Annotated in this window: 19 protein-coding genes and 2 pseudogenes; 2 read left to right on the top strand and 19 right to left on the bottom strand. The window is 61.0% G+C overall.

Features of this window, described 5'->3' with window-relative positions:
• The first annotated feature begins 5 nt into the window (after nucleotides 1-5).
• Complete coding sequence (locus AC3ANQ_RS21075) at nucleotides 6-5,447, top strand: DEAD/DEAH box helicase (protein WP_488302834.1); 5,442 nt, start codon at nucleotides 6-8, stop codon at nucleotides 5,445-5,447.
• A gap of 14 nt (nucleotides 5,448-5,461) precedes the next feature.
• Nucleotides 5,462-6,418 (top strand): PD-(D/E)XK nuclease family protein, encoded by a 957-nt coding sequence (locus AC3ANQ_RS21080; RefSeq protein WP_488302835.1) that lies wholly within the window; start codon nucleotides 5,462-5,464, stop codon nucleotides 6,416-6,418.
• Nucleotides 6,419-7,152: 734 nt separating this feature from the next.
• Here the strand turns inward: AC3ANQ_RS21080 and AC3ANQ_RS21085 are convergent.
• The 19 genes and pseudogenes from AC3ANQ_RS21085 to AC3ANQ_RS21175 all read right to left on the bottom strand — a co-directional run bounded on the left by AC3ANQ_RS21085 (nucleotide 7,153) and on the right by AC3ANQ_RS21175 (nucleotide 23,156).
• Entirely contained in the window at nucleotides 7,153-7,779 is a 627-nt protein-coding gene (locus tag AC3ANQ_RS21085) for a hypothetical protein (RefSeq protein ID WP_488302836.1), read from the bottom strand.
• A gap of 117 nt (nucleotides 7,780-7,896) precedes the next feature.
• Nucleotides 7,897-7,959 (bottom strand): annotated as a pseudogene (locus tag AC3ANQ_RS21090) (recombinase family protein); the annotation flags it as partial.
• Between the two features lie 138 nt (nucleotides 7,960-8,097).
• A complete protein-coding gene (locus AC3ANQ_RS21095) occupies nucleotides 8,098-9,300 on the bottom strand; it encodes a hypothetical protein (RefSeq protein ID WP_488302837.1) in 1,203 nt (400 codons plus the stop codon).
• A gap of 256 nt (nucleotides 9,301-9,556) precedes the next feature.
• A complete protein-coding gene (locus tag AC3ANQ_RS21100) occupies nucleotides 9,557-9,814 on the bottom strand; it encodes a helix-turn-helix domain-containing protein (RefSeq protein ID WP_488302838.1) in 258 nt (85 codons plus the stop codon).
• Nucleotides 9,815-9,914: 100 nt separating this feature from the next.
• Nucleotides 9,915-10,940, bottom strand: a complete 1,026-nt coding sequence (locus AC3ANQ_RS21105; protein ID WP_488302839.1) for a tyrosine-type recombinase/integrase — start codon at nucleotides 10,938-10,940, stop codon at nucleotides 9,915-9,917.
• 263 nt (nucleotides 10,941-11,203) lie between these two features.
• Nucleotides 11,204-12,145 carry a LysR family transcriptional regulator gene (locus tag AC3ANQ_RS21110; RefSeq protein WP_488302840.1) on the bottom strand — a complete coding sequence of 314 codons (942 nt, stop codon included), beginning with the start codon at nucleotides 12,143-12,145 and terminating at the stop codon, nucleotides 11,204-11,206.
• A 51-nt stretch (nucleotides 12,146-12,196) separates the two neighbouring features.
• Nucleotides 12,197-12,964 carry an SDR family NAD(P)-dependent oxidoreductase gene (locus AC3ANQ_RS21115; RefSeq protein ID WP_488302841.1) on the bottom strand — a complete coding sequence of 256 codons (768 nt, stop codon included), beginning with the start codon at nucleotides 12,962-12,964 and terminating at the stop codon, nucleotides 12,197-12,199.
• Complete coding sequence (locus AC3ANQ_RS21120; protein ID WP_488302842.1) at nucleotides 12,961-14,046, bottom strand: ABC transporter permease; 1,086 nt, start codon at nucleotides 14,044-14,046, stop codon at nucleotides 12,961-12,963. The genes AC3ANQ_RS21115 and AC3ANQ_RS21120 overlap by 4 nt, the downstream gene beginning before the upstream one ends.
• Nucleotides 14,039-14,803, bottom strand: coding sequence for an ATP-binding cassette domain-containing protein (locus AC3ANQ_RS21125; RefSeq protein ID WP_488302843.1), 765 nt, complete (start codon nucleotides 14,801-14,803; stop codon nucleotides 14,039-14,041). The genes AC3ANQ_RS21120 and AC3ANQ_RS21125 overlap by 8 nt, the downstream gene beginning before the upstream one ends.
• A complete protein-coding gene (locus AC3ANQ_RS21130; protein WP_488302844.1) occupies nucleotides 14,800-15,489 on the bottom strand; it encodes an NADPH-dependent FMN reductase in 690 nt (229 codons plus the stop codon). The genes AC3ANQ_RS21125 and AC3ANQ_RS21130 overlap by 4 nt, the downstream gene beginning before the upstream one ends.
• Before the next feature lie 12 nt (nucleotides 15,490-15,501).
• A complete protein-coding gene (locus AC3ANQ_RS21135; RefSeq protein ID WP_488302845.1) occupies nucleotides 15,502-16,620 on the bottom strand; it encodes a sugar ABC transporter substrate-binding protein in 1,119 nt (372 codons plus the stop codon).
• 66 nt (nucleotides 16,621-16,686) lie between these two features.
• On the bottom strand, nucleotides 16,687-17,556 hold the full coding sequence (locus AC3ANQ_RS21140; protein ID WP_488302846.1) for a cupin domain-containing protein: 870 nt from the start codon (nucleotides 17,554-17,556) through the stop codon (nucleotides 16,687-16,689).
• The gene (locus tag AC3ANQ_RS21145; RefSeq protein WP_488302847.1) at nucleotides 17,549-18,268 is read right to left on the bottom strand and encodes an HpcH/HpaI aldolase family protein; all 720 of its coding nucleotides are present in this window, start codon (nucleotides 18,266-18,268) and stop codon (nucleotides 17,549-17,551) included. The genes AC3ANQ_RS21140 and AC3ANQ_RS21145 overlap by 8 nt, the downstream gene beginning before the upstream one ends.
• Entirely contained in the window at nucleotides 18,265-19,179 is a 915-nt protein-coding gene (locus AC3ANQ_RS21150; RefSeq protein ID WP_488302848.1) for a VOC family protein, read from the bottom strand. Before AC3ANQ_RS21150 ends, AC3ANQ_RS21145 begins: the two co-directional genes overlap by 4 nt.
• Nucleotides 19,179-19,697, bottom strand: coding sequence for a nuclear transport factor 2 family protein (locus AC3ANQ_RS21155; protein WP_488302849.1), 519 nt, complete (start codon nucleotides 19,695-19,697; stop codon nucleotides 19,179-19,181). The genes AC3ANQ_RS21150 and AC3ANQ_RS21155 overlap by 1 nt, the downstream gene beginning before the upstream one ends.
• Nucleotides 19,698-20,021: 324 nt before the next feature.
• Nucleotides 20,022-20,185 (bottom strand): annotated as a pseudogene (locus AC3ANQ_RS21160) (recombinase family protein); the annotation flags it as partial.
• Nucleotides 20,186-20,202: 17 nt separating this feature from the next.
• Nucleotides 20,203-20,421, bottom strand: a complete 219-nt coding sequence (locus AC3ANQ_RS21165) for a hypothetical protein (RefSeq protein ID WP_488302850.1) — start codon at nucleotides 20,419-20,421, stop codon at nucleotides 20,203-20,205.
• A 414-nt stretch (nucleotides 20,422-20,835) separates the two neighbouring features.
• A complete protein-coding gene (locus tag AC3ANQ_RS21170) occupies nucleotides 20,836-21,915 on the bottom strand; it encodes an NAD(P)-dependent oxidoreductase (protein ID WP_488302851.1) in 1,080 nt (359 codons plus the stop codon).
• Nucleotides 21,912-23,156 carry a substrate-binding domain-containing protein gene (locus AC3ANQ_RS21175; RefSeq protein ID WP_488302852.1) on the bottom strand — a complete coding sequence of 415 codons (1,245 nt, stop codon included), beginning with the start codon at nucleotides 23,154-23,156 and terminating at the stop codon, nucleotides 21,912-21,914. The genes AC3ANQ_RS21170 and AC3ANQ_RS21175 overlap by 4 nt, the downstream gene beginning before the upstream one ends.
• Nucleotides 23,157-23,166 lie beyond the last annotated feature (10 nt).

Raw genomic sequence — 23,166 nt, forward strand, 5'->3', positions numbered from 1 at the left:
TACTCATGGGAAATGCCAGCACACACCTTGACGCAATCCAGACGTTCGAGCACCTGCGCGACGCCTACTTCCGCTACTACGACACGCCCTTCGGCCTAGCGGACGTGCAACTCCAGACGGAGCGCCGGGCCCTGCTCGACCGAGACGGCGGCGTCTATCGCAAGCCCTTGCTCGAACTTCGGACTGAATACGAAAGCACCGGCCGCACCCTGGCCGAATCCGTTGCAGCAGCAGGAGCCGACGCCGATCTCGCCGACTTCGCCAAAATCGGCCTGCTCCAAGGTGTCCCTTCCCTCTACAGGCACCAAGAGGAAGCCCTCACCGCGGGTGTGCAGCAAAGCCGCCACATGGTCATCACCGCCGGTACCGGGTCGGGCAAGACCGAGTCGTTCCTCCTTCCGGTCTTGTCTTCGCTGCTCAATGAATCCCGCTCATGGGCGGGACGGGGAGCAGCACCAGTTGACTGGTGGACCGGCAGCAGCAACCCGTTTTGTGCCCAGCGAGACGGCGAACCAGGACACAAAGCCGCCGTCCGAGCGCTCGTCCTCTACCCGATGAACGCGCTCGTCGACGATCAGCTCCTCCGCCTGCGCCGCGCCCTCGACAGTGACAGTATCCGCGCATGGCTAGATGAGAACCGTAACAGGCACCGCTTCTACTTCGGCCGCTACACTGGCGCCACACCCGTCACCGGCAGCCGAGGCAACAACCTGGCGCTCGGAGAACTACGCCGCTACCTGCGGGAGACCAGTCGGCGCGGAGCCCGCGCGCGGGAAGTCGCATCGCAGAAGGCCGATGACGACCTACGCTACTTTGTGCCGCGCCTGGATGGCGCGGAGATGCGCTCACGGTGGGACATGCTCGATTACCCGCCCGACATCCTCATCACGAACTACTCCATGCTCAACGTGATGCTGCTGCGCGAGCGGGACGGGCACTTCTTCGATTCCACCCGCCAGTGGCTCGAAGACCCAGCCAACTTGTTTACTCTGGTGGTAGACGAACTCCACACCTACCGCGGTACCGCCGGTACGGAGGTGGCCTACCTCCTGCGCAGCCTTAAGCACCGCCTCGGATTGGAGGTACGCCCCGAACAGTTCCGTGTCCTCGCCGCTTCCGCCTCCCTCGACCCTAGACGCGACAGTGACTATCTGCACCAGTTCTTCGACGTCGATCGGGGAACGTTCGAATTCATCCGAGGCTCCGGCATCACTCCGCCTGCGTTCCGCACACCGCCCGCGGTCGATCCGGCCGCTCTGGCTGCGGCTGATGCGGAAACAGCAGCCGAACACGGTCGAACGGGCGGTGTTGTCAACGCTCTCAAAGGGGTCCTCCACGGCGACGGAACCGGCGCGGCTAAGACCCTCAGCCAGGTCGCTCAAGATGTCTTTCCGGACACGCCAGCAAAAGTCTCGGAAAAGGCGATCTCAAACGTTCTCGCTGGCCTCGCCCAGGACCCACAGCCCGGCGACCCGAAGTTCCGCGCCCACCTGTTCTTCCGCAACGTCGTGGGCATGTGGGCATGCTGCGACCCCGACTGCAGTGCGGTCCCCGAACCGCAGCCAGACCGGACTATTGGAAAGCTGTATGCCGAGCCTGCAACTCGATGCGAATGTGGTGGGCGGGTACTCGAGTTGTTGTACTGCCAGAACTGCGGTGACGTCATGCTCGGTGGCTTTGCTCCCGAAGGCGAACTTCAGAAGCCAGCTGTGAAGACCATGCTACTTGCTGACGTCCCCGAACTCGCCAAGCTTCCTGACCAGGTCACTCTTCAACGCACCGCCGACAACTACCTCGTTTACTGGCCCCGCGCTGAAGCCGCCCTGACGAACCTCGACTCACCATCCTGGAACCGCGACAGCAACGCCGTCGCATACGCCTTCCGTCAGAGTAAACTCAACCCCGCCTCAGGCGCGCTCAGCAACGTTGCTGACGGATTCACCGGGTGGAGCTTTCATGCCCATATCGCAAGGAACAGGACCACCGGGGAACTGCAGCGTCCGGTCGATACCGTCAGTCCCTTTCCTACGCAGTGCCCCAACTGCGGCGATGACTGGGAGATCCAGTTTGGCCGTGACGGGCGCCTCAAGCCGACCGATCCGGCCACCCAACGTTCACCGATCCGGCAGATGCGCACCGGTTTCGAGAAAATCAACCAAGTACTTACCACCGAGCTCGCCAACGATCTCGGAGATGCAGAGCGCAAGCTCATCGTCTTTACCGACAGCCGCCAGGACGCAGCCAAGCTCTCGGTAGGTTTGGGCCTCCGGCACTACCAGGACCTCCTTCGCCAGTTGCTCTACTCGCGGCTCTCCGCCTCTGGCGGCACTGCTCACGATGTCGAATTGGCCGAGGCCCACGTGCTTCGGAACGAGAAATCGCCGGAATCCTTCGCCGCCCTTGAGAGACTGAAGCAACGCGATGCTGCCACACTCGCCGAACTCCGCGAGGTGTGGGACGGCAAGCCCGGAACCGGACCGGCCGAGGCGGAACGGTTGAAAGGCAGGCTTGCAGCGCCACCCTCACTTCGTGAACTTGCCGCCGAAGTGTCTGCCGATCTCCTCAACCTTGGGATGAATCCGGGCGGCCCTCATGCCCGCCTCCGTGAGACTCAGGAAGAACCCGCAGTTCCATGGTCACAGCTGTACAACTGGCAAGTCAGCCCACCGTCGCCCAAGCCCGGCCTCACCGATCCTCAGACAGCGCTGCTTTACGACATCAGTAGCTCCCTCGAAGAGGAAGTGCTCCAAGGACTGTTCTCAGGAGGAGGACGCGACTTCGAATCCCTCGGACTCGGTTGGCTGACTCTGGCGTCGGACACCTCCCCCGCCGACGGGCCGACCGATCACGCGACGAGGCAAGCGCGTTCGGCGCTGCGAATCCTCGCCGACCAGCGCCGATTCTTCCGCCTCCGCACACCGCGCGGAGTCCCGACACCCAAACTTCGGAGGTTTTGGACGGCCGTCGCTGCCGCAGAGGCAACCAGTTTCGACAGCATCCACGACGACGCCCTAACTAGGGCAGACACCGCTATCGTGGACTTTCTGATCGATCCATCCGCCGTAGTGCTGCGTACAAGTGAAGGGCGCGCTTGGGTCTGCGCTAAATGCAGCCGCCACCACCTGACCACCGGCAATGGCTACTGCACCAAATGTGCGACCCCGTTACCCACTAGTGCCGTCCCGATCGACGTTAATCAGGACTATTATGCCTGGAAGGCCACTAGGGGCGACGGAATGTTTAGGCTCAACACCGCAGAGCTAACCGGCCAGACCGACCGAATCGATGCACAGTCCCGTCAATCACGGTTCCAGAACGTATTCCTCGGCTCTGGCGAAAACGAGCTTACCGACGCCGTCGACCTTCTTTCCGTCACTACGACGATGGAAGCCGGTGTGGACATCGGCGCCCTCTCCGCCGTCGTCCTCGGCAACATGCCACCTACTCGGTTCAATTATCAGCAGCGAGTGGGCCGCGCCGGGCGACGAAACTCCCCCATTGCGATCGCACTGACTGTATGCCGCGGCCGCAGCCACGATGAGTACTACTTCGAGCGACCTGACCGCATCACCAACGAACCCACCCCCAAGCCTTACCTTGCTCTGAACCGGCCAGAAATCTTCGCCCGCTCGCTGCGAAGCGAAGTCCTTCGGCAAGCGTCCGCCGACATCATTTCCGTAACAAACGGGGAAGACCCCAGCATCAACGTGCATGGCGCATTCGGTAAGACCGCCGACTGGCAGACGGTGCTCAGGCCCCGTTTCGAACGGTGGCTCAAGGACCACCCAGACGTGGTTCGGGACGCTGCTAGGTCCCTTGCGCGAAGCACGGTCTTCCAAGAGACAGCAAACGATGAAGCGTCAAGATGCGCTTCAACGTTTGTGTCCGAAATCGACGCAGCCGCCGCGACCCAGAAACACGAGGATCTCAGCCAGTTACTCGCTGAACGCGGTCTCCTGCCTATGTTCGGATTTCCGACCTCAGTACGCTACCTCTATCTCAACCGTCCGAGACATTCCTATCCATGGCCGCCGACCGGGGTCATCGATCGCGACTTGAACATGGCCGTCAGCCAATTCGCCCCGATGAGCGAAGTCGTCCGCGATGGCATCGTCTACCCGGTCGTCGGGATCACTGCCTTCAAGCCCACAGGCCCTCGTCCCCAGCCGGTGCCAGATCCACTCCTGCCCGAGTCACCGCTATCGGTCTGCCGCGCATGCTCCTATCTCGGCGAGCAGGAGGCCGGAGGCCAATCAACCAATACCTGTCCCCGATGCGGGGCGGGACCCATTTTCTACTCCACTGTCCCGATGCGCGAACCGCTCGGGTTCCGCAGTGCACGTGGAACCGATTTCGATGGCAACTTCTCCTGGAGCCCTCGTGCAATGGCCGCCAGGGCTATGACCGACATGGATGCCCTCACCCGCCAGACTCCCGGACAAGCCATCTTTCTCGCCGGCCCCGGTTCCCGCTACATCATCAACGACAATGGCGGGCAGTGCTTCACCCTCCGCCGGGCAACTCCTGGGGTCACGGACTGGGGCGGCTACGTCTCATCGCGCGCCGTCGAAGCAGGGCTACTCCACCCCTCCTCGGCAACCGGAGATCCGATCAGCGTTGCCCTCGGTGCCATTCAGCACACCGATTTCCTCTTCGCCGGGGCCGCCGCGCCAACGATTCCTAGTTCCGGACTCCGTCTCAATCTAGTCTCCGGCGTCCGCCAGCCATACGGCGCTCAGGAAGTCACCGATAGCCGACGCGCTGCGTGGTACTCATTCGCCTTCCTCCTTCGCACCGTCGCTTCTGCGGCGCTCGACATCCAGCCCCTCGAACTCGCCGCAGGCATCTACTCAGGCATGACCGGCGGGGCGCCGGCTACCTTCGCCTTCTTGGCCGACACCCTCGAAAACGGTGCTGGGTTCAGCACACACCTCGGCTCTTCAGGGTTCCTGCCGGAATTCCTCGATGCGATTACGAATTACCTCGCCGACTTGGAAGATCCGTCCCACGCAGTTGCCTGCCATTCCTCTTGCTACCGCTGCTTGCGTGACTACGGCAACATGGCATATCACGCACTGCTCGACTGGCGGCTTGCCAGAGACCTGTTCGGGCTTCTCCAAGGCCAGCCCCTGAGCATCGATACGTTGGCGGAGGCTGCCGCTATCGAGCGCTGGGCCCGCGCCTACAACGCGACGCCGATTAGCAGCACCGCCTCCGCAGCACGCTTCGACAGCCCAAGTGAAGGATCGTTCGCCGTAGTCGCCCGTCACCCCTTCGAAGCGTCCGAGGACACGCTTATCGCGCCGCGCCTTGCCGAGGCGATGGCCGAGATCGAAGCATCCGAAGAGGGCTTGAACGGAGTTGTCTTCGTCGATTCCTTCACCCTCGACCGCGACCCCCGTCGGGTGCTCAAACTCATCTCCGACTCCGACCTGACGGTCGTGTGAAAGGAGAAGACGAGGTGCTGCAATGGTGGTCATCCACAGCTTCCTGGCGCCTGCTGCGCTGCCCGCTCTCTGCGGTGCCCGCTTACGAGCCTGTCAGGCCACCGGCGCAGGAACTTGGCAACGCTGGCTCCATTGCGCACCTCGCGCTTCAGCAGTGGGTTGAGAACGAAGAGTGGTCATATGAGGATCCAGGCGTGCGACTGCAAGGACGTTTTGACGAGATCGTTGCAGCCAACAAGGTCGACCCTGCCCGCATGCCACAGGCCCTCATCACCCGCGCACGGCTGAAGTCACGTGGAAAGGAACTCAGCGCCATCCTCGCGGGCGCAGGATCTGTCATAAGCACTGAGATGCTGCTGACCGACAACGACAATCATCTTTTCGGCATCCTCGACGTCGCGGCTGGCGGGGCCGGAGGGCTCATCATCGATCTCAAAACCGGACGGGACGCCGCCGCGGCGTCCTCGTCAGCGATCAAGCACCAAATGACATTTTACGCCCATCTGTTTCAAGTAGCCTACGGCGCGCCTCCGAAACAGGTCATCGTCTTCAACCTGCGGCAAGGGCCCGTGGAGATCGAGATCACGCCTTTCGCGATCAAAGAACTCCTCAGTCAGATCCGCAGCGCGCAGATAATGGGACGCACCCTGGCGCGACCGCACGTAGACACATGCCGATTCTGCACGAAGCGCATGACCTGCGAACCGCACTGGAGGGCCGTGGCCGACTGGGAATCACCGGACGCCATCGAGGGGACTATCTTCGGCATTGAGCACTCAACCTCGGGAGTGGCCGCAATGCATATCGGCGGACAGTGGCTCACCGGCATAGCCCGCAGCCAGCTCCCCGAGGGGGCCATGCCTGGCCAGTTTGCTCGCGCGGTTCGTGTCCGACGGCGCAGCGACGGCACGGCGCCCGCGGAATGGGCTGCGAGCAGCATCACTGACATCCGTATCTTGCCTGCACCCTAGGCTCGTTGCTAGAACCCTGCGGACTTTCGATGCGTTTGTCCCCGGTCCAGTACATCTAGGCCAACAGAATGCTGCAATCGTACCGGTGCTGCGGGACGAGAACGCGGATCCACTCCGAGGCGGTAACGGTGTCGTGGATCAAGGCATCGAGGCTAGTTGGAGTCTCGGTTCGTCGGCGTCCCTGAGGTTGTCGATCGGCCGCATCTGGAAGGTGTTGAAAGATCCCTGTCGAGGTCGTACAGGCCTTTCTGGTACCTGACCGCGCTAGCAGGTGCCGATCGCGGCCGGCATGTCTGCCGTGGTTCGCGCGAGAGCCCATGGGTAGGTGAGCAAATGGTCTCTACCTCAGTGATGGAAGCTCCGTCTGGGCCAATCGCTTCACGGCTTCGGGAGTCGGCCGACCCCTCTGCTCGTCCAAGGCAACCCTCAATTGAGCGGCCCGGATGTTACGGCGCACGTGGAGAGCCATTTCTCTCCGTGATGCCGGATCCGTCCGGAGCTTCCCATCCGGCGATCTCAAAGTATCAAATGGCGACGGCAACCGCGGCGGCGTCAGCTTCGCCAGTCGTACCACCGCTTCCGGCGTCTTTCGTCCCTGGACCTTGTCCAGGGTAATCCGAAGTTGGGCCGCCCGGATATTGCGTCGTATCCGTAAGATAGTTTCTTCCCTGGACGCCTGGGCTTTCTCATCAGCAGCAGACATTGACTCGCCCCTCTCCGCACGATGCGGTTCATCATTCCAGAGAGGTCCATAACGACCAAGGGATTCGCGTCACGAGGGACGCGCCCGCCGCGGGAAGCGCATCTGGATGGAAGCCCGCGGTCGCCGAGGGGGACTCGCCGAAAATCGGGTGGATATGGCTGACCGGTGTTAACCCGGCTGTTCGGTCGTGTCGGGTGCTCGAGTGGAGCGTGGCGAAGTCGGTGTGAGCCTGGTCAACGGCTTCGGAGTAGGCTTGGCGTTTTTCGTGCTCGGTGAGCACCCGGTGGATGCTGGCCGTGCTGGGGTTGCGGTCTTTGCGTTTGTTTGTGGGGATGATCAGGTCGGGGCGGATGTCCTTGAGGAACTCGCCGTTCTTGCGACGGCGCAGCGCGGTGTGAAGCATGTCGTCGGTGATGACCGGTGGGCGTCCACCTTGGTCACGCGCGGATCCTTCGCCAGGCGAGGGAGTGAACCGGCCGGTGTGGTAGGTCGATGCACCGGCGCGGGACCGGCACGGCGATCCGGGTTGGACTTCGCAGCGCAGAGTGAAGAACGGGAACAGCTCGTCCCTGCCGATCTCCGGGAACCCCCGAAGCCGATCCAGCTCTTCATCTGGGAACGCCTGCGTAGCCAGGAACGGCCTCCAACGAACCCGCAAATTCCCAGATCAGAAGCCTGCCCCAAGCAATATCCGCCTGATTTCGGCGAGTACTACGGCGACCCCATTCTGCCTCGCTGCGGCGATGCAGCCGTTGACCCGCTCGACGATCAGCTAGCGCTCATACTCGGCGAGGGTGGCGAGCAGATTCAGCATCATGCGCCCAGTCGAGGTTGCTGGTTTCCGCCGAGGCGGCCGAGGGCTTCTACCGGGCCGTGGAAGCCTCCGACTAGAAGCAATCCCCGGGGATCAGCTCAAACATCCACCCCTCCGAAGCGCATAGGTTCAGGCGAAGGTATGCGCTTTCGTACCTAAAGTTCACAGGTACCGGCTGAAGACGTGTTCCTCGTTGTCGACGGCATCGGTGACGTAGTGCAGGGCTCCGCCTTCGGTCATGCCGAAGACGGCGGCCACCAGACGCGGGTCGAGTCGATGGGACAGATCCGCCAGCCGCGTCTGACGCAACACTGTGGGCCTGACGCCCGCGCCGTCGAGGATGTGGGTCATGAAGGAGGACGAGACCGGATCGTGGTGGCGGCGCGTGTACCGGGTTGTGAGTGCGTAGGGATTGGCGGTCAGGAGGGTAGAGCGGACGCTAAGAAGCTCCTTCAGTGCCCCGGCAGTGACCGGGTCAAGCGGCACGGGATGTGGGCGTCCTGCGAATCGCACCGCCGCGGCGCTGAAGTCGATATCCGCCAGGTGCAGGTGGCGAAGCTCGGTGCAGCTCGCGCCGTGGAGCAGGCTCAGCAGCCCGACGGCGCGTTCAACGGGGTTGATTTCGTGGTCACTCCAGCGGGAAATCAGCTGGCGCTGCTGGGCCAGTGTGAGGATACGTCCGGCAAAACCGCGGGGCCTCTTGCACCGGATGGTGGCGGCGGGATTGATTAGGATGAGTTTGCGGCGGCGGGCGAAAGCGAAAAAGCCGCGGCAGGTGGCCAGCCGTGATCCGGTGTTGCTCGTGATGAATTCTTCAACGTCCGTGACCGCGACCGCTGCCCAATCAGTGATCCCGCGGCCGGTGAGTTGTTCAGCGAGCATGACCAGGTCTGCGATGCGTGCCTCGATCGTGTTGTCGGTCAGCTGACCGTGGCCACGGAGTTCAGCGCGGATTTTGGAATCGAGCAGGTGCCTGGTGAAGGCTTCCACGCCGGGACGCAGTGGTAGGGGAACACGGGCCAGACGGCGGTGGCGACGACCGGCCGCGAGCCGTTTGGGCTCGTCGAGGTGCGTGCCTGTGCCTGAACGGATGAAGAATTCATCAACCAGTCTGGTGGTAGCTCCGGCCGATCGGCCCGTCGAGCACAGCGTGGCGATAATGGCGGCGGGAGCGACCACGCCAACCTGGAGCAGAGCTTCGATCTTGCGCAGGTGAGCCATGGCCACTGGTGCCGCACAGCGCTGGGCCAGGTCCTGGGCCAGCGGCCCGAACCAGACCGTTGCGTTGTCTCCGAGCCGAAGCAGCGACCCTTCGGTCCAGGTTGCGACCCTGGAGGGGTCCCTTTGGTAGCAGCGTGAACACAAGCCGAGCCCATCATGGATGGCCAGCCGTCCACAGCCGGAGCAGATCCGCGGTGTTGGCTGTTTCGGCGGCCGGGCGCGGCGGACGCACATCCCGCAGATGCCGGCCCCGCTGACCAGGACGCGGCTGAGCTTGCAGGAAGGGCAATCCTCTTTCAGGGCCTCACGTTTGGCTTTCCAGTAACAGGGTGAGCACCGGCCTCGGGCATGGAGGGCATCACTGCCGCAATCCAGGCAATTCCCGATCAGCATCTCCAGCTCAGAACGGTGGAGGCGTCCGTGCACCACCGGCACGGGCGCGCCCCTGGCCGGTCTCACCGGACGAACCGCCGGCGCTCCCGGTCGCGGTTCCCATCGCGGGCGCTTTTGCCGTTGAGGCGGGAAGGGTTGCGTCCAGTTCGAGGAGGTCGTTGGGGGTGCAGTCCAACGCGGTGCAGAGCGCGGCGAGGGTGTCGAGTTTGACCTGGACGGGCTGGTTAGTGAGAAGGGCGGAGATGGAAGCGGCAGATAGCTCCAATCCGGCTTTGTCTGCCCAGCAGACGACGCAATTGCGCTCCCGTCCAGACTTCCCGCTGGGCGGCGGCCATTCTGAGCCGCCAACGGAATACAGCCATCGTTTACTCCTCTGTGAGGTTGGTCAGGGTGGTGGAAATGGCCCGCCGGTAAGCGTCTTCGACAAAGGTCGCCGATGGGGTGACATAGCGCATCGTCGTTCCTACATTCCAGTGGCCGAGCATTTGCTGGATCGCGACCAGATCGATGCCGCGTTCGTAGTTACGCGTCGCGCAGGCGTGGCGGAGACCGTGTGGGCTGAATTGTTCATGCACGGGATGTCCTTCCTCCTGGCATAGGTGGGCCAGCCGGTTGCGGATCGATCCGGAGTTCAGCCGGCCGCCCCCTTCGTCACAGAAAAGGACCGGTCCCCGGACCTTAAACCGGGGCCGTACTTCGGCCAGATACCAGTGCAGAATCAGTGAGAGGTCATCAAGCATGGGGACCCACCGGGGCCGGGGTCCCGAGCCTTTGGCAGCCTTGCCCAGCCGGACGTGGATCTTCCCGAAGGGTCCACGGTCAAAATGCAGATCGCGGATCTCCAGACTTGCCGCCTCGGCCGAGCGCAGTCCCGCGTGATAGAGCATCCGTAGCAGGGCGTAGTCGCGGGCGGCTGGCGTCCACTTGCGGGCCCCGTCCATCCGGTGACGCAGGAAGGTAAAGAATTCGTCCATCCGGGCCGGGGTCGGAGGAGGACGAGTGGCTGGAGAATCGTTTCCAACATGGTGGCCGGAATGAAAGATATCGAGGGGATCTGAGAGTCGCACTCCGAACCGTGACTCGATCTCGGACCCGTGGCGGGCCTCCAAAAATGCGAAAAACGCCTTGAAGGTGCCGACATATCCGCGACGGGTCACCGTCCCGACCCCGCGATCAATCAAGGCCGCCATGACCAGGTCAATGTCTTCCGGCTCCAGCTCCCATGCCGGTTTGCCTGCTATCGCAAGGAACCGCTCCAACACCCCCGTGCCGTTATCGATAGTGAGCTGGCTGAATCCCCGGGCGATCTGGCTGGCGACGAACGCGTCCACACAGACCGATTGATAGTCCGCCGGGCCAATGAACTCAACCGGCATCGGCGAGAGAGCCATGCTTTGAACCGAGTGCAACCGCGGACGATCGTTCACCGCACACCTTCTGTCTAGCTTGGAAACTAAACCGCTACCTAACATTTGAGCACTCTGCCTTGTGATCTCGTGGACGCCACGCCGGACCCATAGCAGCAGGTCAGTGGCCCAAAACAGGCAAAACGCTGGAAGGAACGTGTGGGAACTGCAATAAGATTCGATGAACTCATGCCCAAAACCATCGCCACCGCGACTGTGGACCGGCTCCCGGGACACGCTCATCTCACCTATTGAGCACCCGGTCTCTGCCCTTCCAGGCTGCGCTCGGTATCGGTCACAGCGTCGACTGCCGACTGCCGCAGTAGATCGATCATCTGCAGGCGTTGATCCGCATCAGCAGATTCTCGCCAGATCAGACAGACTTCAACGAGGAGTTCGGGGTCTGCCAACAGACGAAAGGTGACTCCCGGGGTTCTATTGATGGTTGCGATGGGCGCAGGATGCACGCCCACTGCACGCGAGGTGCGAACGTGAATGGAAATCTCGTTGTAACCAGCAACCTCTTCGAGCGCGGACTTAGTAAGGCCTGCTTCAGCCATGGCTGTCTGCAGCTTCGAGTCAAGAAAGGAGTTGTCCGGCCTCGGTGAGACTAAAAGGTGTCTCTCTAGCAGATCCGAGAGACAGATTTCCCTCTGCAGCGCGAGCGGATCGTCTTCACGTATGACTGCGACAAAGGGGGTTTTGGCTAGGACGGCTTTGCCTATTCCGGGAGGAACACTCGCCTCCCAGCACAGACCGAGGTCAAGGCTGCCTTCGAGAAGGCTCTCGATCTGTTCGTGTGTGTGCAACAGCATCGGCGTCCACACAGGGTGACGTTCCTCAGGCATCCCGTCGATGAGTCCGAGTAGTTTCGGAAAAAGCCAATGCCCGAGCTCAGGCGTGTGGCCAAGCCTAAGCGACCGTTGACCAGGAGTGATGCGCTGAAATTTTGCGAAACTCAATCGGAGTTGGTCGTAGCGTGGCCTGATGTCCGTGAGGAATTCAGCACCGAACGAGGTCAGGAGAACGCGACGTGTGGTTCGAACGAAGAGCCGCTCACCGAGCTCCTTCTCAAGGCTCGTCACCTGCTCACTCACGCTCGACTGAGCCATGAAGAGCCGTTCCGCGGCACGACCAAAATGCAGTGTCTCAGCGACAACGAAGAAACATTCGAGCTGTCTGAGATTCATTCTTTGGGACTCCTCGTCGAGTGCCACCACGGTATCAGGTCACACTCGGCGTCACGAAGCGTCAGCCCACCCACCGTCGGCAACCAATATCTGCCCCACAATGAACGATGCATCGTCTGACAGAAGAAACGCTGCGACTGCAGCAATTTCGGGTGATCGGCCCAGCCGTTTCATAGGTTGCGCCTGAACGATCGCCTCGATCGCTTCTGCCGGTTGACCAGCCATCATTGGAGTATCGACGGCGCCAGGAGCGATCCCGTTGATTCGAACATTCCGGGCAATGAGCTCGCCCGCCGCGCTCGTGATGAGTCCGACGGCCGCGTGTTTGGTGGCGGAATAGTAGGCGGAGTGGGGCTGCGGACGGATCCCCGCAAGCGAACTCAAGCTGATGATCGCGCCACCGCCGGTCGTGACAAGATACGCGGCCGCGGCGCGGAGCACCAGATAGGTTCCGCGCACATTCACGGCCTCCATTCGCCGCCAGAGCGGTTCGTCGTTGTCAAGAAACGACTTCGGCTGCTGGGCGATGCCAGCGATGTGAGCTGCGGCATCGAGTCGCCCGTATTCTGCGAGAGCTCGGTTGATCATCCCGTGCACCGATTGCTCGTCGGTAACATCGGTGTGATGGAAGACCGCACGACCACCCTCGCTCACGATCTCGGCGCTGACGCGTTCACCGTCAGCGGAGTTCACATCGCCAATGACGACGGCGCAGCCCTCGGCGGCTAGGCGTCGAGCCGTTGCCTCTCCCATGCCTGATGCTCCTCCCGTGACGACTGCGACCTTGCCTTCGAATCGGCGTGGCAGGGGATGGGTCATTGCACCGCCCCGTCGGCGGCCATAGCGCTACGCATGGCGAGCATCCGGCGGTATCTATTTCGTCCCTCTTCAGTGAACTGGTCGATGCCAACAGCGAAGACAAGCAGCGCACCGCTTACGACGTTCGAATAGTACGAGTCGATGTTGAGTGCGACGATTCCGCTATCAACGACGGTCAGCAGGATGACCGCCAGCACCGTGCCGAGAATGCTGCCCTCACCGCCCGAGAATGAAACCCCGCCGAGAATGACGGCAGTCAATACGTTCAGCTCGAGGCCAGACCCGACGGTGGGTGTCGCGCCCCCGAAATTGCTGGCGGTGATCACAGCCGCGATGCCGACAATGGCGCCATTCACAGCGAAAAGTGAAAGCACCATTCTGCGAACCGGGATGCCGACGGCCTCAGCCGACTCGCGATTGCCACCCACAGCGAAGATGTTGAGTCCGCCGGTCGTGCGGGCCAGATAGACCGCGACGACGATCGCCATTAGCGCGAAGATGACAACAGGGTTTGGGATGCCCAAAATCAGCGTTCCCGCACCGAGCGTCTGAAACGACGGATCAAAATTGGTCACGCCTTGCCCTTGAGTTGCGACATTGACAACCCCTTGGTACAACGTCAGTGCACCAAGCGTGACGATAAGCGGTGATATAGGAATCCGCCAGACCAGTACCCCGTTGATGAAGCCGATCAGCGCGCCGAGTGCGATGGCGAAGATAATCGCCCAGACCAGACTGGCGCCGCTGGCAACTTCAGTCGAAAAGACGGCGACAACGGAGAAGACCGAACCGATTGACAAGTCGACATATCCGGAGACCAGCAGAAAAGTCATTCCGATTGCCGGAATACCGAGCGTTGCGACCTGCGTTGCAAGTACGCCCATGTTCGCGACGGTCACGAAATGCGGTTGGCGAATGCTGACGTAGATTCCGAGAGCCAGAATGAGGATGGCAATCCCGGCGTTTCGCGAGACGAGCGCTTTCGACAGCCACCCCCGGGGCGGTGACGTTTGGGTGTCGCCGCTTGTGGTGGTTTTCGGTGTGAGCGTTCCCGGCGGGGTCACTGTGGTTCCGTTAGCCATGGTTGAGGCCTTCCATTGCAAGACGCACTTCGTCTTTGTCGGTCTGACCGAGTGGTGAGTCGAGTACGACCCTGCCGAGCCTGAACGCGACTACCCGGTCTGCCACCTGAAAGACGTCGTCGATGCTGTGCGAGATCACCAGCGCGGCAAGACCGCGGTCGGCAACCTGTCTGATGAGCTTCAAAGTTGTTTCGCGCTGGCGCACCCCGAGGGCGGCGGTGGGCTCGTCGAAGATGACCATACGGCCGCCGCGTAAGAGCGCGCGGCCGATTGCGATCGCCTGTCGTTGACCTCCGGACATGCGTCTGATGGGGGCGTCGAAGTCGCGAAGTTGAGCGCCGACTGCTTGGAGGCTGGCGCGGGCAGCTATCTCCGCGGCCTTGCGGTCAATCCAGCCGAAACGGCCAATGTGCCATTTCAATGGGGGATCGCCGAGCACCACGTTCATTGAAGCGCTCAGATTGTCGCAGAGGGCGAGATGTTGTGGAACGACTTCAATTCCGAACTTCTGAGCGGTTCGTGGCGTGGGTTTGCGCACCAGGTCCTTGCCGTAGTACAGCTCCCCCGAATCGATCTGATCGATCCCGGCGATCATTCGGGTGAAAGTACTCTTGCCCGCGCCGTTATCGCCGACCAGCGCAAGCACTTGGCCGGCGTAGACCTCAACGCTCACGTCGGCCAGGGCGCGAATCCCGCCAAAGAACTTGTTCAGGTTGCGCGCCGAGACGACGGGGGTCGCGGTGAGAAGTTCACTCACCAGGAACCTCCCGCAGGCTCAACTTCGAGCGTCTTCAGCTTGAGCGGGTACTCCATGGCCACGCGGCGCGGGCGGTATTGCCGATCAGCAAACTTGTCATACGCCTCGAGAATCTGATCCCCGATTCTGCCGCGAATGGCGGCTTCGAGGGATGCCAGTTGCACGGTGGCCGCCGCCGCGAACCACTCGTCGAGTATCCGGATAACGCCGGCCGGGTCCCTGACCAGGCTTATGTGAGCCGAGTGCAGCACGAGGTCGGGTTCAACAACGTGATTGTTCATGTGCCGCAGAAGTTGAGCCAAGTCGACCCACGCGCCCATGCCATGATAGGTGCTTTCGGTGGCGACCAGCGCGATGCAGTTCTTACCTTTAGCCGCACCATCGTGGGCGGGCCGCGACAGCCAATCGAGCGCATTCTTGAGCGCACCCGACATCGACCGGTTGTACTCGGGTGAAGCGAAGATGAGGCCGTCAGCGGCAGTCACTGCCGCTCGCAGGGCGACAACAGACGGCGGAGCGCCTCCGCCTTCGAGTTCTTCGTTGTAGAGCGGTAGGCCCTCGAGACTGTGGAGCGTGATTCTGAGCGATTCCGGTGCAACATCTTGCAGTGCGCGAAGCAAGTTCGTATTCAGCGAGTCGCGGCGCAACGAACCCGAAATCGCGACGATGTTCAGTGGAGTGGTCATGGCGTTTCCTTACTACGGGGTTGCGGCGTCGATTTGTTCGGTGGGCAATTGGCCATATCTCAGCGTCTCGTCGACGAATGCCAACTGGTTCTTGATTCGATCGGGATAGGAGTACGGGTCGGCTTCTTCTTTTTGAACAAGAGCAACGTTTTCTGGAGTGACGAGGGTGGGGCGCATTATTGCCGTTTTGGGAATGGTCTGACCCTGCATGGCCTTTTCGAGAAGATTCGCGCCCGCGATGGCCCCGAATGGGTAGCCGAGGCTCGACCCGTACTGCAGGATCGAATTGCTCGAGATCAACTGGTAGATCTGGTCGTTGCCTTCGGCGGATGCGACCAGGAAGCTCTTCGGGTCAGTGTTGCCTGCCGCTTTGGCGGCCTGCATGAGTCCAACGGCATCGTCAGCGACCCATCCGTAGAGCACCTTGATTTCGGGATGCGCCTGCAGCAGGTTAGCTCCCAGCGCAGATGCGGCACTTGCAGTGCTCGTGTCGCTCCCTACGGTGTAGACCGTCACATTCGGCAGTTTCGAATGAACCCCGGCGATGAAACCGGTCGTGCGGGCATCCGAGGCGCCGGTTGTGTCTTTTGTCGCCCCGATGGCGGCGTTCGATTGGCCGTGAGTAATCATCCAGTCCGCGGTGGCCGTGCCAACGGTGTAGCCGAGTTGCTCTTCGGGAATGACGATGTTCAACGTAGCGCCGGTGACGGCGGAACCGCTGAAATTGATCCAGGGTACATGTTGCGCAGCGGCTTGTTGAGCAAGGCTGTCGTAGCCTTGACCGGAAATGAGGGTGGTCCAGATCCCATTGAAGCCCTGCGCCAAAAACGTTTGAACGTCAGAATGGGCCTTCTGGGTGCTCGATTGGCCATTGACCACGGTGACTTCGAGGCCAGAGCCGTTCCGGGTGACGCTGGTTTTGAGCGTGTTCGCAATCACATCGATCTGGGGTACTGGACAGCAGACTGAAACGCCAACGCGTTTGCCGGCAAGTGCGCCGACACCGGTGGCGCCCGGAGTGCTAGACGAAACACTAGTACCCGCGCAACCGGTGGCAAGTGAGCCGACGGCCAACGCGACCAAGCCGACCAGCGCCATTCGGCGAGATAGGGAGAGGAATTTCTTCTTCATTGATTCGTTCCTTCAGATGGATATTTCGGGTGGAGTAAAAAACCGTTCCCAGATCGAGAATGGCTGTCAGGGACGGCTCTCAGTATTGAGAACCCAGCCCGGCATCGCCGCGAAGTCGCGCCGAGGTGGGCTGAAGGCATCGATCAGCAGGTGGGTACCGTCACCGACCGCGCGTGTAGTGTGGATCACATTCGATGGAATTACGGTGACTGACGGGCTCAGCACCGTTCGGTGCGCGTCATCGCGCCAATCAGCGAGGCGGTTATTCCACGGCCACCTCAGATGGTGAACGAAGGCTCCATCAATAGTGATCGAGCATTGTTCGAACTCGGCATGGCTGTGGGGGGAAAGCTGGTCCGTGTCGCGTGCGCCCTCGGTGGGATACATGACGTTGACCATGATGTTCGGAGAAGAATAGATACGCCCGAACCGCCCTTCGGCTGGTGGAACGTCTAGAGCATGAACTTCGACGTGGTCGACGGTTGATTCCGCAGTAGTCTGCGGCGCTGAGAAAGAGGCGAATTGTGCTGCGTTGATTGCCTTTTCTGCCACATCACGAGTCGATGACGTGAAAAGTCTCAAAATCCGTCCCGGGCCGTCGCCAGTCAACGTGCTGGCCCCAGGAGGGACGACGACCAACGATTGGGCGGGGGCAGTGACAACGCCGTCAGCCGTCTCGATGGTGATGCCACAATCAAACGCGATGGCGATGTACTCGGACGACTGGCTGGCAGGTCTGCGTAGGCGGGCGCCTCGGCGAACCTCTGAGTACGCGATGGCGAGGTTCTGCGACCTGGCGTACCAATCAGAGCTGGCTGCTGAAGCGTCGACCATCTGCGTGGAGAATTCAACAATGCTCGCGTCCAACGGTGTGTACGCGTGCATCCCCTTTTCTGTAGCGCTCAAAGCCGCCCGTGGGTCGCTGGATTCATACATCTGAGCCACCCGGATGTTCGGAAGCCGTCGCGACAAGAGCGTTCCAGAACACGCTCAGGTCCGATCCGATCACGGTGTAATCAAAACGATCGCCGGACACCGCCATGCCGCCCAGCCGCACTCCAGTTTCCAACGCCGCATCGGCGATGTTGGCCTCGAGTTCACGCACTCGCTCGCCGTCGAACCCTGCCGAGACCGTCAAATCTACTGAGCCCACAAAGATCACGTCCGCGCCCGCAGCCGCGATATCGTGCAGTGGATCGACGGTCACCGCAGATTCGATTTGAATTATCAGCAAGGGTGGAGAGTTGTGAGAAGCCGTCACGTAGTCGGCCACGGTCGCGCGCCCGAAACCGGCGCCGCGATTTGCGGTGGAGACGGAACGCGTTCCGGCCGGCGCAAACCGAGTCGCGGCAATCAAGGCTTCGACTTGAGACACACTGACAACATTGGAGAGCTGGATGCCCCTCGCTCCTTCTTCGATCAAGCGGTTGATGAAGCCCGCGTCAACTTGAGGAAGCCGAACGATTGCGTCGATTCCGACGAGATCTGCAAACCGGACCAAGGCGAGGGCATCGGCTTCGCTCAACGACGAGTGTTCAAGATCAACGATCACGAAATCGAGTTGTGCAAGCGAGGCCATCTCGATGATGTGCGGAGCCGGAAGTTTCACGAACAGACCTCGCGAACGCTCCCCCACGGCGCTTCTCATGGGCGAACCGCCGCAGTCTGTGGCGTCCGCACCTGCACACTTTCAGCCAGCCACTTCTCGGGGATATTGGATCCCCACTCATCGACGCCGCGTGGGTCATCCATTGACCACACTTTCGGGCCATCCCAGCGAGGGTCTTTACCGATGATGATCATGCCTGAGCCGAGTTCGACCATCATGCCCGACGGGTCTTCGATGTAGGCGAACACGCTCCCGCCGGTTCCGTGACGGCCCATGCCCCACACCAGGTAGTGCGACTCGTTGACGTAGTTGTCGGCCCGCGAAACAACGTCTTCGACGTGCACGTAGTCGAAGGCGATGTGGTGAAGCTTGACTTCGGAGCTCTGCAGAATGGCCACTCCGTGGTGGCTCGCGTTTTCGACGGGGCAGTGCAGCCACGCAAGAAACGGGTCTTCTTTGCTGCGCAGCCAGTCAGATGGTCGGAGACCGAGACCTTTGATCATGAACTCCATGACAGGGGCTACCTCGGGCACTCCGATATTGAAGTGCGAGAAGTGCATGGGACGGGCGAGTTCACCGGTCGGTGGAGCCGCGACAGTCTCCATTCCGGAATAGAGCTTCACGCCGAATCCGCCGGGAATCTCGATGACCCGGGCCTCGCCGATACCGGAGTGTGTGATTGGGCCGCAGTCGCGGGCCCCCGCGGCAACGGCAGCGTCAATCGTCGCCCCCAACGTGCCGTCGGCGACTTCGAGGTTGAGATGACGAAGGGCTGTTTCGCCTGAGTCAGATTGGACGAGGATCATCTCGTGGTGACGATGCGTCGACGTGAGGTACGCCGTATTCGTATCCGTCTCGGTGACTGCAAGGCCGACTTTTCGCTCGAAGAATTCCACCGATTGGTCGAGGTCGGGAACCTCGAGAGTGACCGAACCCACACGTGTGATCATTAGATACCTTCTTTCGGGTTTTGGGTGACAGACATCGGGCTGACAATTTCTGCGGCACCCCTGAAAACGGAAACGAACTCTCTGCTGGCAAATCGCCACCCTTCCGGGGTGAAATGCAAAACATCCACGACGTCAGCGACCATGAGGGGAGGCTCTGAAAGTAAGACAGGATTGCCATCCGCTGCGTACAACACCATCGCGGCGGTGAGCCGCACCCTTTTCGGTTCAATCAATTCGAATCGGATGTTAGAAAACAAATGCCTCGACGTGCGAGCTCCGCGCGCCGCACGCTTAGCGAACGCATCTCTTAACGCATCTTGACCTGTCAGCGTCGCGCCATCGACTGTGTAACTACCATCACGAGTGAATAGTTCGTGCAGCCGCGCACCGTGTGACATGTCGAGCCGATATGAAAACTCGCTGAGCAGCTGGTGAATTTCGTAGCTGAGGGCACTCAGAGCGAGTGGGGTGAGTTGCTTATGTTCCGGCCGCGCCGCTGGCTCAGCTTGTGATCCCACAGAGAGCTCCTTTGCTCTCGATACATCAATTGCTTCGCGCCAGATTGGTCGCTGCCTCTTTAGTATGAACGGCATCTTCGAGCTGATCTACGGGAGATTTACGAAGGCACCTCATCGGGTGAACCGATCAATAACGCCTGAGGATTGGCGCCCCTCGCGTCGACCATGAATATGTCTGTCTGGTCAGAGCCCACTAGGACTGGGCGGGGGGCTCCGATCAGGTTGACACAACCACCCCCGCATAGTCGGGGCTCGGCATAGGTCTACTAGGAGGAAGCTGTTCGGCCGACAGCCAGTGCTTCATGGCCGGTGTTCTTCGGCCGCCTACCGGCGGCGGTGGAGCGTCGCTCGGCTCCAGCCGACGAGTCGGGCCGCGTCCTCAGCGGTGCGTCCCTTCGCGCCGGCGTCTTTGGCGATCGCCAGCTTGGCGGCGATGACGAGCGCGTCCGGCAAGGGTGCCGACCGAAGCGGGTGCCACCCGTTGAAGCTTTAGCAAAAGTACTCTTTACCACTCCTGAAGTTCGCGTGTGAGGCCGAAAGGCACGTCCTCGCTAAGGCCTACCGTGAAGGCGGCAGATCCATGGCGGGTTACGAGGATTCCTCGGCTTCGTTCGGCTATGGCCCGATCGAGGACGATGGTCACGGCTTCGTTAATCTGGCGGTCCATACTTTCACGGCTGTCCACTGTGATCCTGAGCATCAATTCGGCGGCTGAACTTGCCATGGTGAAGTCCTTCAATGGGTTGTCAGAGAGGGGTGGCTTAAACCATCCGGCCGGGGGGAACGGGCAACCAAGTGAGATACCGGGTATGCATCCAGGGCTCGTCCAGCCTTGATATCCAGAGCGCCCGGGGGTCTTCCTTTTTAATTCTGGCACTTCAGTGGACAGTCACGGCTGTTTCCCGGTGTGAAGATATCAGTAGGCGCAATTCATAGTCTTCTTTGCGAAGTCCAGAAAGCGACGAACCGAGGGCGTCAGATACGTCGTTGGAGGCCACGCAATACCATTGCCGACGTTTGGGCTGGCGACGCGAATTTGCAAAAGACAACTCCCGAGGGTGCGAGCATCTCAGCACGCTCGCGGTCGATCAGCCCGATCCCTTCACCTGCTTTGAGGGCAGATCGCGGGTCGAGAGGGTCATACATTGGCTCTTCCCCGGACGTCAGCTCTCGAAGTGACGAGTGCGGTAGGTTCCAGTCCCTGGATCATCTCGACGAGGTTGGTCACGGCCATGAGTTCCATGTCGTGCTCGGCCTCATCCGTATTTGCCGCCAGATGGGGCGTCGCCAACAGGTTCTCACTCTGGAACAGCGCATCACTCGTCCGAGGCGGTTCGGGATGGAAGACATCGAGTGCGGCTACTGATACGCCGCCGGCGCGAAGCGCGTCGCTGAGTGCATCCTGATCGACCAGCTCGCCTCGCGCTGTGTTTACAACAACAGCTCCGGGCTTGAGTTGTCTTAGAATCGTCTCGTCGAGGAGCGGCTTCGTTCCGGGCGAGCTCGGCGTGTGAAGAGAGACGAAGTCAGCGATCCGCAAGAGTTCTTCAAGTCCGACCATTCGCACTCTGCCACTGTCTAGTACCGTCGCGATGTCGTGGGCGACGATTTCGACCCCCCACGGTTCAAGCCGGCGGGCGACTTCCCGGGCGATTCTTCCGAATCCGATTAACCCCAGCACGCTGCCCTTAAGGATGCGCGGACGCACCGCGGGGTCGATCCACCCCCCGGCACGCATGCGCGCGGTGGAGTAGAAGTCAAGGCGTTTGACTGCAGCGAGAAGCAAGGTGATCGCGTGCTCGGCGACACTGTCGATCTCGACCGGTGAGGGGGTGTTCGTGACTTTGACCCCGAACTCGTTAGCGGCGTCGATGTCGATGACGTCGTAGCCGATTCCGATTTTCGAGACGAACTTCAACTGCGGGAGCGCCTCGAAAACACGACGAGTGTAGGTGGCGGCACTCACGCCGATCACGCCTTGATATCCCTGCGCCATGTCGATCAATTGTTCCTCGCTGATCCGGGCGTGCCTCAGGAGTGTGGCTTCGGCCCCGAACGGGAGGTCTCCCTGGAGGCCCCTAATGGCGAGCTCATCCGCGATGAATGTGCCAACTCGCAGCTTCTCGTATACGAGCACACGGTTTCCTGCGGTGCGGCCGGCTGTACTTCCGGTGGAAGAATCCACAGGAAGCACAGCCGGCGTGTTTTCGTGCGTCATTTTATGCCCCAGATCTTTTTGTACTGATCGCGATAGCCGTTGGCAGGGTCGAAGGTTCCCTTGTCGCCGCCTTCGAGATTGACATTCTCCTTCGTGACCAATCGAGGATAGGTGACGAAGCCGGACTCGGGAGCACCATTCATTGCGCGGTTGACTTCGTCAGCTATCTGCCAACCGTGTTCATTAAGCGGTTCAGCGACGGTGGCGATCTGGAATTGGCCGGAACGGATCCGATCGAATGCGGCCGGGCTGCCGTCACCGGCGGCAATCATCAGAGGAGGTCGTGACGGCTTTACCCCGACCGCTTGCAGAGCCGGAATAGCGGCATCCCAGTAGTTGTCGTTTATTGAGAGCATGTAGTTGAGTTGGCTCCCGAACTGCTGATAGTCCGCCGTGGCGATACCCGGCTCCTGCCGGTTGATGTCTTCGAACGGATAGGAGTTGTTCTTGAGCACCTTGCTTCCGAGGCTGGTCTCCATCTCCTTTTGCATCGCGTCTTGTTTGACCTTGCAAAGGACGAATTCAGATCCACATCCGGTGATTGTCACGCCGGCTTTTCCGTTGCTGGCGACGATCGCACAGTCGGCGGCGACCATCGCGATGGTGGTGGGGTCGCTGGTGATGTTGGTTGAAATGTCGGGATGAGCGGGGTTGTAGCCGGCTCCTTCTCCCGTGTGATTTCCAACCACGACGATTCCGGCAGCTTTGGCTGCTGCCAGTGTGGAGGCCGTCGATTTCGGGTCAAAACTGCTGACGGCAATCGCGTCGGGTTTAAGAGCGATGGCCTGGTTAAGCGCGTTTAGGTTTCCGCTGGCGGAGTTCTGGCCGTCGATCAGCGTTACTTTCCAACCAATGGAGCTTGCCGCTTCTTTGAAACCGTCATAAACCGCAGTGTCGCCCGTATTCGAGGCGGCTGAGACGATGAAAACCACCGATTTGTCGGCTTTGGCTTTGGGGCCAGACGTAGGCCCGTCCCACGTGGTCACTGGCAAGAGCGCCTTATTGACCACGAGTTGCGCGGCCGCGACTGCCTGATCTGACGGCGTCTGGGTGCTGCTTGCACAGTTGCCCGCCGAAGGTCCTGCCTCGCCTGTTCCGCCTGCAGACGTTGCGTCAGAGGATGTCGTACAGGCTGAGACGGCGAGGGTGGTGCCGATGGCGAGGACTGCCAGGGTCGCCAATCCAGAGTGCCTGCTGAATCTATTTCGCAGAGCTGGTGTTGTCGCGTCATTGCGGATCATGAGATGCCTT

The sequence above is a fragment of the Arthrobacter sp. DMZ02-1R genome (assembly GCF_057747935.1).

Coding starts and splice junctions, on each gene's coding strand:
- AC3ANQ_RS21075 (WP_488302834.1), top strand. CDS start 6: ATGGGAAATGCCAGCACACACCTTGACGCAATCCAGACGTTCGAGCAC.
- AC3ANQ_RS21105 (WP_488302839.1), bottom strand. CDS start 10,940: ATGGCTCTCTCGCCGATGCCGGTTGAGTTCATTGGCCCGGCGGACTAT.
- AC3ANQ_RS21110 (WP_488302840.1), bottom strand. CDS start 12,145: ATGAATCTCAGACAGCTCGAATGTTTCTTCGTTGTCGCTGAGACACTG.
- AC3ANQ_RS21115 (WP_488302841.1), bottom strand. CDS start 12,964: ATGACCCATCCCCTGCCACGCCGATTCGAAGGCAAGGTCGCAGTCGTC.
- AC3ANQ_RS21120 (WP_488302842.1), bottom strand. CDS start 14,046: ATGGCTAACGGAACCACAGTGACCCCGCCGGGAACGCTCACACCGAAA.
- AC3ANQ_RS21130 (WP_488302844.1), bottom strand. CDS start 15,489: ATGACCACTCCACTGAACATCGTCGCGATTTCGGGTTCGTTGCGCCGC.
- AC3ANQ_RS21135 (WP_488302845.1), bottom strand. CDS start 16,620: ATGAAGAAGAAATTCCTCTCCCTATCTCGCCGAATGGCGCTGGTCGGC.
- AC3ANQ_RS21140 (WP_488302846.1), bottom strand. CDS start 17,556: ATGTATGAATCCAGCGACCCACGGGCGGCTTTGAGCGCTACAGAAAAG.
- AC3ANQ_RS21145 (WP_488302847.1), bottom strand. CDS start 18,268: ATGAGAAGCGCCGTGGGGGAGCGTTCGCGAGGTCTGTTCGTGAAACTT.
- AC3ANQ_RS21150 (WP_488302848.1), bottom strand. CDS start 19,179: ATGATCACACGTGTGGGTTCGGTCACTCTCGAGGTTCCCGACCTCGAC.
- AC3ANQ_RS21165 (WP_488302850.1), bottom strand. CDS start 20,421: ATGGCAAGTTCAGCCGCCGAATTGATGCTCAGGATCACAGTGGACAGC.
- AC3ANQ_RS21170 (WP_488302851.1), bottom strand. CDS start 21,915: ATGACGCACGAAAACACGCCGGCTGTGCTTCCTGTGGATTCTTCCACC.
- AC3ANQ_RS21175 (WP_488302852.1), bottom strand. CDS start 23,156: ATGATCCGCAATGACGCGACAACACCAGCTCTGCGAAATAGATTCAGC.